At 69.6% G+C, this 6,454-nt stretch carries 4 protein-coding genes; 1 reads left to right on the top strand and 3 read right to left on the bottom strand.

Translation table 11 applies throughout. The features are described from left to right. From VIB55_RS04115 to VIB55_RS04125, 3 genes are all read right to left on the bottom strand, one after another. The coding region (locus tag VIB55_RS04115; RefSeq protein ID WP_331875400.1) for a RagB/SusD family nutrient uptake outer membrane protein at positions 1–766 on the bottom strand (766 nt) is incomplete at its 3' end. Between the two features lie 50 nt (positions 767–816). Then, entirely contained in the window at positions 817–3,882 is a 3,066-nt protein-coding gene (locus VIB55_RS04120) for a SusC/RagA family TonB-linked outer membrane protein (protein WP_331875401.1), read from the bottom strand. 188 nt (positions 3,883–4,070) lie between these two features. Then, the gene (locus VIB55_RS04125) at positions 4,071–5,195 is read right to left on the bottom strand and encodes a LacI family DNA-binding transcriptional regulator (protein ID WP_331875402.1); all 1,125 of its coding nucleotides are present in this window, start codon (positions 5,193–5,195) and stop codon (positions 4,071–4,073) included. 274 nt (positions 5,196–5,469) lie between these two features. Between VIB55_RS04125 and VIB55_RS04130 the strand changes: the two genes are divergently transcribed. After that, complete coding sequence (locus VIB55_RS04130) at positions 5,470–6,435, top strand: ABC transporter substrate-binding protein (RefSeq protein ID WP_331875403.1); 966 nt, start codon at positions 5,470–5,472, stop codon at positions 6,433–6,435. Positions 6,436–6,454 lie beyond the last annotated feature (19 nt).

Consider the following 6,454-nt stretch of genomic DNA (forward strand, 5'->3'; position numbering starts at 1 on the left):
TGTCGCCCGCGGCGGTGAAGTTGTCGCCGAAGTTCGCGAGCAGCGAGTACTGGGTTCCGCCGGTGACCTCCGCGAACGCCGCCGCGGCGGGGGCCCACTCGCGCTGCTGCAGGTGCGCCCGGCCCAGCAGCGCCGCCGCGGCGCCGCGGGTGGCGCGGCCCACGTCGTTCCCGGTGTAGCCGGCGGGAAGCGCGGCGCGCGCCTCCGTCAGGTCCTTTTCGATCTGCGCCCACACCACGTCGGGCGTCACCTGCGCCGGCCGGTCGGCCGGGTTCGAGGGCTCCAGCACCAGCGGGATGTTGCCGTACAGGTTCACCAGGTTGAAGTACGCCAGCGCCCGGATGAACTTGGCCTCACCCACGATGCGGTCGCGCGTGCCCGCGTTCATTCCCGTGATGGCGGGAACGTACGCGATCACCTGGTTGGCCCGGAAGACCGTCTGGTAGTGGTGCTGAAAGATCTCGCGGTTCACCTCGAAGTCGTAGCTGCCCAGCACCGACTTGGTGAAGTTGGCCAGGTCGCCCCACGGGCTCCGGCTGTAGCCGATGTCGGAGCGCATGTCGTAGGCGAACTGCAGCCACCGGCCGTAGCCGCCGTTCTCCTGCAGCCCGCGGTAGGCGGCGTTCACCCCCATCACCGCGTCCTGCTCGGTCTGCCAGAAGGTGTCGGCCGTCCGCTGGTTGGGATCGGTCACGTCCAGCTCCGCGCACCCCGCCAGCAGCGCCGCCGCCAGCAGGGCCGGGATCACTCCAAAGGATTTCGTCATGGCTCGGGGTCTCCCCCCTGGTTGAAGGTCCATCCGTCGGCTCCGGGGCATCACAGGTTCACGTCGATGCCCAGCGAGAACGTGCGCGGGTTCGGGTAGATCCGCCCATCGTCGATTCCGCGCGTGAGCGCGTCGCCGCCGCGGATTTCCGGGTCCCAGTTGGAGAAGCTGGTGAACGTGTGCAGGTTCTGGATGTTCAGGTAGATGCGCGACCCCTCGCCGGCGATGCCGAAGCGGCTGGTGAGCCCGGCCGGCAGCCGGTAGCCCAGCACCACGTTCTGAATGCGCAGGAACGACGCGTCCTCGATCCACCGGTCGGTGTTGGCGCGGGCGTTGTCGGCGCCCGCCGGGCCGAACACGGCGCGGGGGTCGTCGGTGCTGGTGTTGCCCGGCGTCCACGGGTCCAGGTCAGCGCGGTAGTTGCTGTTCTCGTCCATGCGGTCCGTCCAGTACCGCGCGACGTTGAACACCTCGGCGCCAAAGCTGCCGCGCATCGACACGCCGAAGTTGAAGGCGCGGTAGTTGGCGTCCAGGCTCAGGCCCGTCTCCAGGTCGGGGATGGGGCTCCCGGCCACGTAGCGGTCGTCGTCGTTGATCAGCCCGTCGTCGTTCCGGTCGGCGTAGCGGATGTCGCCGGCCTTGGCGTTGGGCTGAATGCGGTTGCCGTTGCTGGCCCGGTACGCCTGCACCTCGGCGTCGCTCTGGAAGATGCCGTCCGTCTGCAGCACGAAGAACTCGCCGATGGAGCCGCCCACCGTGGTGCGCGACACGTTGCCGAAGCCGGCGAAGATGGGCTGCCCGCCGTTGCCCAGCTCCGTCACCTCGTTGCGGATGGTGGTGAGGTTGGCGGCCAGGTCCAGGTCCAGGTCGCCGCGCTGCAGCGTCATCTGCGCGCCCAGCTCGAAGCCGCGGTTGCGGATGGTGCCCGCGTTCACCGTGGGCGCGCCCACGGCGCCCAGGCTCCAGGGAATGGGCGCCTGCACCAGGAGCCCGCCGGACTCCGAGACGTAGTAGTCGGCCGTCAGCTGCAGGTCGCCGCCCAGCACGCCCAGGTCCAGCCCCACGTTCATCTGCGTCTGGTCCTGCCAGCGGATGTCGGGGTTGGCCAGGCTGAGCTGCGTGGCGCCCGTGGCGATGCTGTTGCCGAACAGGTAGCTCTGGTTGGCGATGACCGACGCGGCGTACTGGAAGTCTCCGATGTCCTGGTTGCCCAGCGAGCCGTAGCTGGCGCGCAGCTTCAGGTTGTCGGCCCCGCCGACGAACGGGATGCCGTCGAAGAACTGCTCTTCGCTCACCACCCAGGCCGCCGAGCCCGAGAAGAAGTTGCCGTACTTGTTCCCCGGGCCAAAGCGCGACGAGCCGTCGCGGCGGAAGGTGCCGGTGAGCAGGTAGCGGTCGGCGTACGAGTAGTTGGCGCGGGCCAGCAGGCCCCGCAGCGCGCCGGGGATGGAGAAGCCGCGGTTGGCGAAGTTGCTGGTGCCCGCGTCGATCTCGTTGATGTCCTCGTCGGCGAAGCCGCGGCGGTAGGCCTCGAGGCCCTGGAACTTGGTGGTCTGCTCGGTGATGCCGGCCACCGCGTTCAGCGCGTGCTCGCTGCGCGAGCCCTCGAACTGCAGCAGGTGCTCCTGCAGCAGCGAAAGCAAGCTGCCGCGCTGGTCGCGCCCCTCGTTGAAGGTGGGCACGGTGTTCTGCCGGATCTGCCGCTGGCGGACGAACTGCTGGAAGTTGTTGTCGACGTAGTCCACGCCCAGGTTCACGCGGTAGCGCAGCCCGCCGAACAGCTGCAGCTCGCCGAAGAGGTTGCCCAGCACCCGGTTGGTGGCGTCGGTGTTGTCCTCGCGCTCGAAGGCGCCCACCGGGTTGGTGCCGAAGGTGGCCAGCGCCCCGCCGCCGCTGCCGTAGCCGTAGCCGCTGGCGTTGTTGGGATCGTACACCGGGATCCCCGGCTGCAGCCGCACCACGTCGATCAGCGGAAAGCCCACCACGTTGTCGCGCGTGCTGCGCGAAACGGCCAGGTTCTCGCCCACCCGCCAGCGGTCGCCGCGCATTTCGCTGTTCACCCGCACGCTGGCGCGTTCGAAGCCGGTGTTGATGATGGTGCCTTCCTGCTGGAACCACCCGGCGCCCAGCAGGTAGCTGGCGTTGTCCGTCCCGCCGCCCACCGAGAAGTTGTGGTCCTGGATGTTCCCCGTCTGGAAGACGGCGTCCTGCCAGTCGGTGTCTACCGAGAACTGCGTGTTGTCGGCCGGCATCCCGGCGTTGGTGCGCGCCATGTTGTTGATCTGGCTCCACCGCGACCCGCTGACGAATTCGATGCGCTGCGGCACGTCCTGCACGCCGTAGTACGAGTTCACCGTTACGCGCGGCGTGCCGGAGCGGCCCCGCTTGGTGGTGATCACGATCACGCCGTTGGCCGACTGCGCGCCGTACTGCGCCGCCGCCGAGGCATCCTTGAGCACCTGGATGGTCTCGATGTCCTCGGGGTTCAGGTTGGGGTTCTGGCGCGTGTACATCCCATCGATCACGTACAGCGGGTCGCTGTTGCCCAGGAAGTTCTGCCCCCGGACGATCACGCGGGAGCTCTGCCCCGGCTCGCCGGTGGACTGCACCGTCACGCCCGGAATGCGGCCGCGCAGGGCCTCTTCCAGCGTGGCGACCTGCTGGTCCTCGAGCTGCTCGGCCGTCACCTCCGACACCGCGTCGCTCACGGTGGCGCGGCGCTGCGAGGTGTAGCCCACGGCCACGATCTCCTCGAGCATCAGCGCCTGGGTGGCCAGGCGGAAGTTGGCGACGGCGGTCTCCCCGGCGGCCACGCTCACCGAAAGGGTGCCGGAGGCGAAGCCGATCTGCCCGGCGCGCACCTGGTGCGTGCCCGCGGGAACGCCGGTGATGGTGAAGCGGCCGTCGGGGCCGGAGCGCGCCGTCATCTGGGTGCCCACGACGGTCACGGTGGCGTCGGCCACGGGTGCGCCCTCGGCGGTGGTGACGGCGCCGGTGATCCGGCCCGTGCCCTGCGCGGCGAGGGGTGCGGCGCCCCACAGCAGCAGGGCCAGGCAGGCAAGCGCGGGGAGCAGCCTCGCGGCGAGCCCGGCGCGGGTGAACACGGAGTTCTTCATGGCGTTCCCTCGAAATGGGAAGCGGGTGAACGGGCCCGGCCACGCGGGCCGGAAGGGTGAGCGGATCGTGGTGCTGCGTGCGCCGTGCGCCGCCGGGGGCGACCGGCCGGGTCTGAACGCGCTCATGGGTACCGCGGAACGCAAGGGTGCGGAGCAAGCGGCAACGAGGCCGCGGGACTACGGTGTACTCAGGGCGCGGCCACGGTCCGGGCGCGCCCGCCGGAGGCGGCGGTGCCGTCGCCGTCCGCCGAGGCGAGGCGGATGCGGCCGGGCGGCGGGGCCTGCGGCACGGCCCGGGTGGAGTCGCGCACCACCAGCTCGGCCTCCAGGTGAACCTTCTGGGGCGGAAGCGCCTCGCGCGATTCGATGTGCCGGATCAGCATCTGCGCGGCCAGCTGGCCCATCTGGAACTTGGGCATGCGCACCGTCGTCAGGCGCAGCGGCAGGTACTCCAGCATCTGGATGTCGTCGAACCCCACCACCGACACGTCGGCGGGCACGCCGATCCCCAGCTCGTTCAGCGCGCGGCAAAGCCCCAGCGCCACCAGGTCGTTGTAGCAGGTGACGGCAGTCGGCCGCGCGGCGGGGGACAGCGCGCCGAAGTACTCCAGCCCGGCGCGGTAGCCGTCCTCCATGTGCGCCCCCGCCCTCACCACGTCGTCGTCGCCGAAGATCACGTGCGAGGCGCTGCAGGCGCGGCGCACCCCGTCGATGCGCTCCTGGCTGTGCCACGAGTAGGCGGGCCCGGCAAAGTGGACGATGCGGGTGTGGCCCTGCGCGATCAGGAACTCCACCGCCTTGCGCGAGGCTTCCTCGTTGTCCACGTCGATCAGCCCGGCGGGAACGCCGCGCAGCTCCTCGAGCAGCACGAAGGGAAAGTTGCGTCGCTTCAGCTCGAACAGGTGCGAAAGGTCGGCGTCGTAGTCCAGCACCGGCGTCAGGATCAACCCGTCCACTTCCTTGCGCTGCAGCAGCTCCACCGCCTTGCGCTCGGCCTCGTACTCGCCCTCGGAGCTGGTGACGAGCAGGGTGTAGCCGCTTTCCTGCGCCGCGGCCCGCGCACCGGTGACCACTTCGCCGTAGTAGGGATTGTCGATCTCCTTGATGACCAGCCCGATGCTCCGCTCGTTCTGCGCGGCAGCCCGTCCGGAAAAGCCGGCGGGGCGATAGTTGACGTTCTCCATCACCGACAGCACCCGGTCGCGGGTGCTGGCCTTGACCGTCCCGGTGTCATTGAGGACGGCGGAGACGGTGGCCTTGGATACGCCCGCCAGCCGGGCGACGTCGGTGATGGTTGCGCGCTTGCTCTGCATTCGGTCGGGCGATTGGGCGCCGCGGAGGGCGCCGGCAGGAGGTCCTTCGAGGAAGTCGAACACGCCTGAACTGGTTCGGGCGGGTTTAGGTTAGGCCGTGCACTGTCGCGTGTCAAGCTCTTTCGTCCAGAGTACGAACGATCTGCTCCAAATCCTTGACAGGGGCGGAAGCGGCGTGTACTCTCGGATGAATTGAACTCGTTCGGACAGGTTCAGAACCTCCCCGCGGCCCGCGCCGCCATCCATCGCGACCCTGCTTCCCGCGACCCGACACATGTCCCTTCCGCACCGCCGCAGCACCAGGCTCCTGACCGGCATCCTCGCCGTCCTGGCGGTTCTTCCCATGGCCGGGTGCCAGCGCAAGGACGATGGGAAGTTCACCGTGGGCTTTTCGCAGATGGGGCACGACAACCCTTGGCGGATGGCGCAGACGGCCAGCCTGCGCGACGAGGCCAAGAAGCGCGGGATGGAGATCGTGGTCACCGACGCGCAGGACCAGACGGCCAAGCAGGTGGCCGACGTCGAAGACCTGATCGCCCGCCGCGTGGACGTGATCCTGCTGGCCCCGCGCGAGTTCGAGGGCCTCGCCCCCGCACTGCAGGCGGCCCGCGACGCCAACATCCCCGTGATCCTGGTGGACCGCGAGGCCGAGGGCACGCCAGGCGAGGACTTCGTCACCTTCCTGGGGAGCAACTTCGTGGAGCAGGGGCGCCGCGCCGCCGAGTGGCTGGTCAAGGAGACCGGCGGCACGGCGGGGATCGTTGAGCTCACGGGGACGCCCGGCTCGTCGGTGGCGGCGGACCGGGCCAAGGGCTTCCGCGAGGTGATCGCCAAGCACCCGGGGATGAAGCTGCTGGCGTCGCAGACGGGCGAGTTTTCCCGCGCCAACGGCCAGCGGGTGATGCAGAACATCGCGCAGTCGCTGGGGCCGCAGATCACCGCCGTCTACGCGCACAACGACGAGATGGCGCTGGGCGCCATCCAGGCGCTGCGGGCGGCCGGCCGCACTCCGGGCACGGACGTGAAGATCGTCTCCATCGACGGCCAGCGCGCCGCGCTCGAGGCCATTCAGCGGGGCGAGCTGGGCGCCACGGTGGAAAGCAACCCGCGCTTCGGCCCCATCGCGTTCGAGACCATCGAGCAGATCCGCAAGGGCGAGCAGGTGCCCACGAAGAAGCTGATCTCCGACCGCTTCTTCGACCGGAACAACGCGGCGCAGTTCGTGGCAGAAGCGTATTGAACCGCGGTGCGAAAGTGGG

This window comes from Longimicrobium sp., assembly GCF_036554565.1.
Classification (GTDB): Bacteria; Gemmatimonadota; Gemmatimonadetes; order Longimicrobiales; family Longimicrobiaceae; genus Longimicrobium.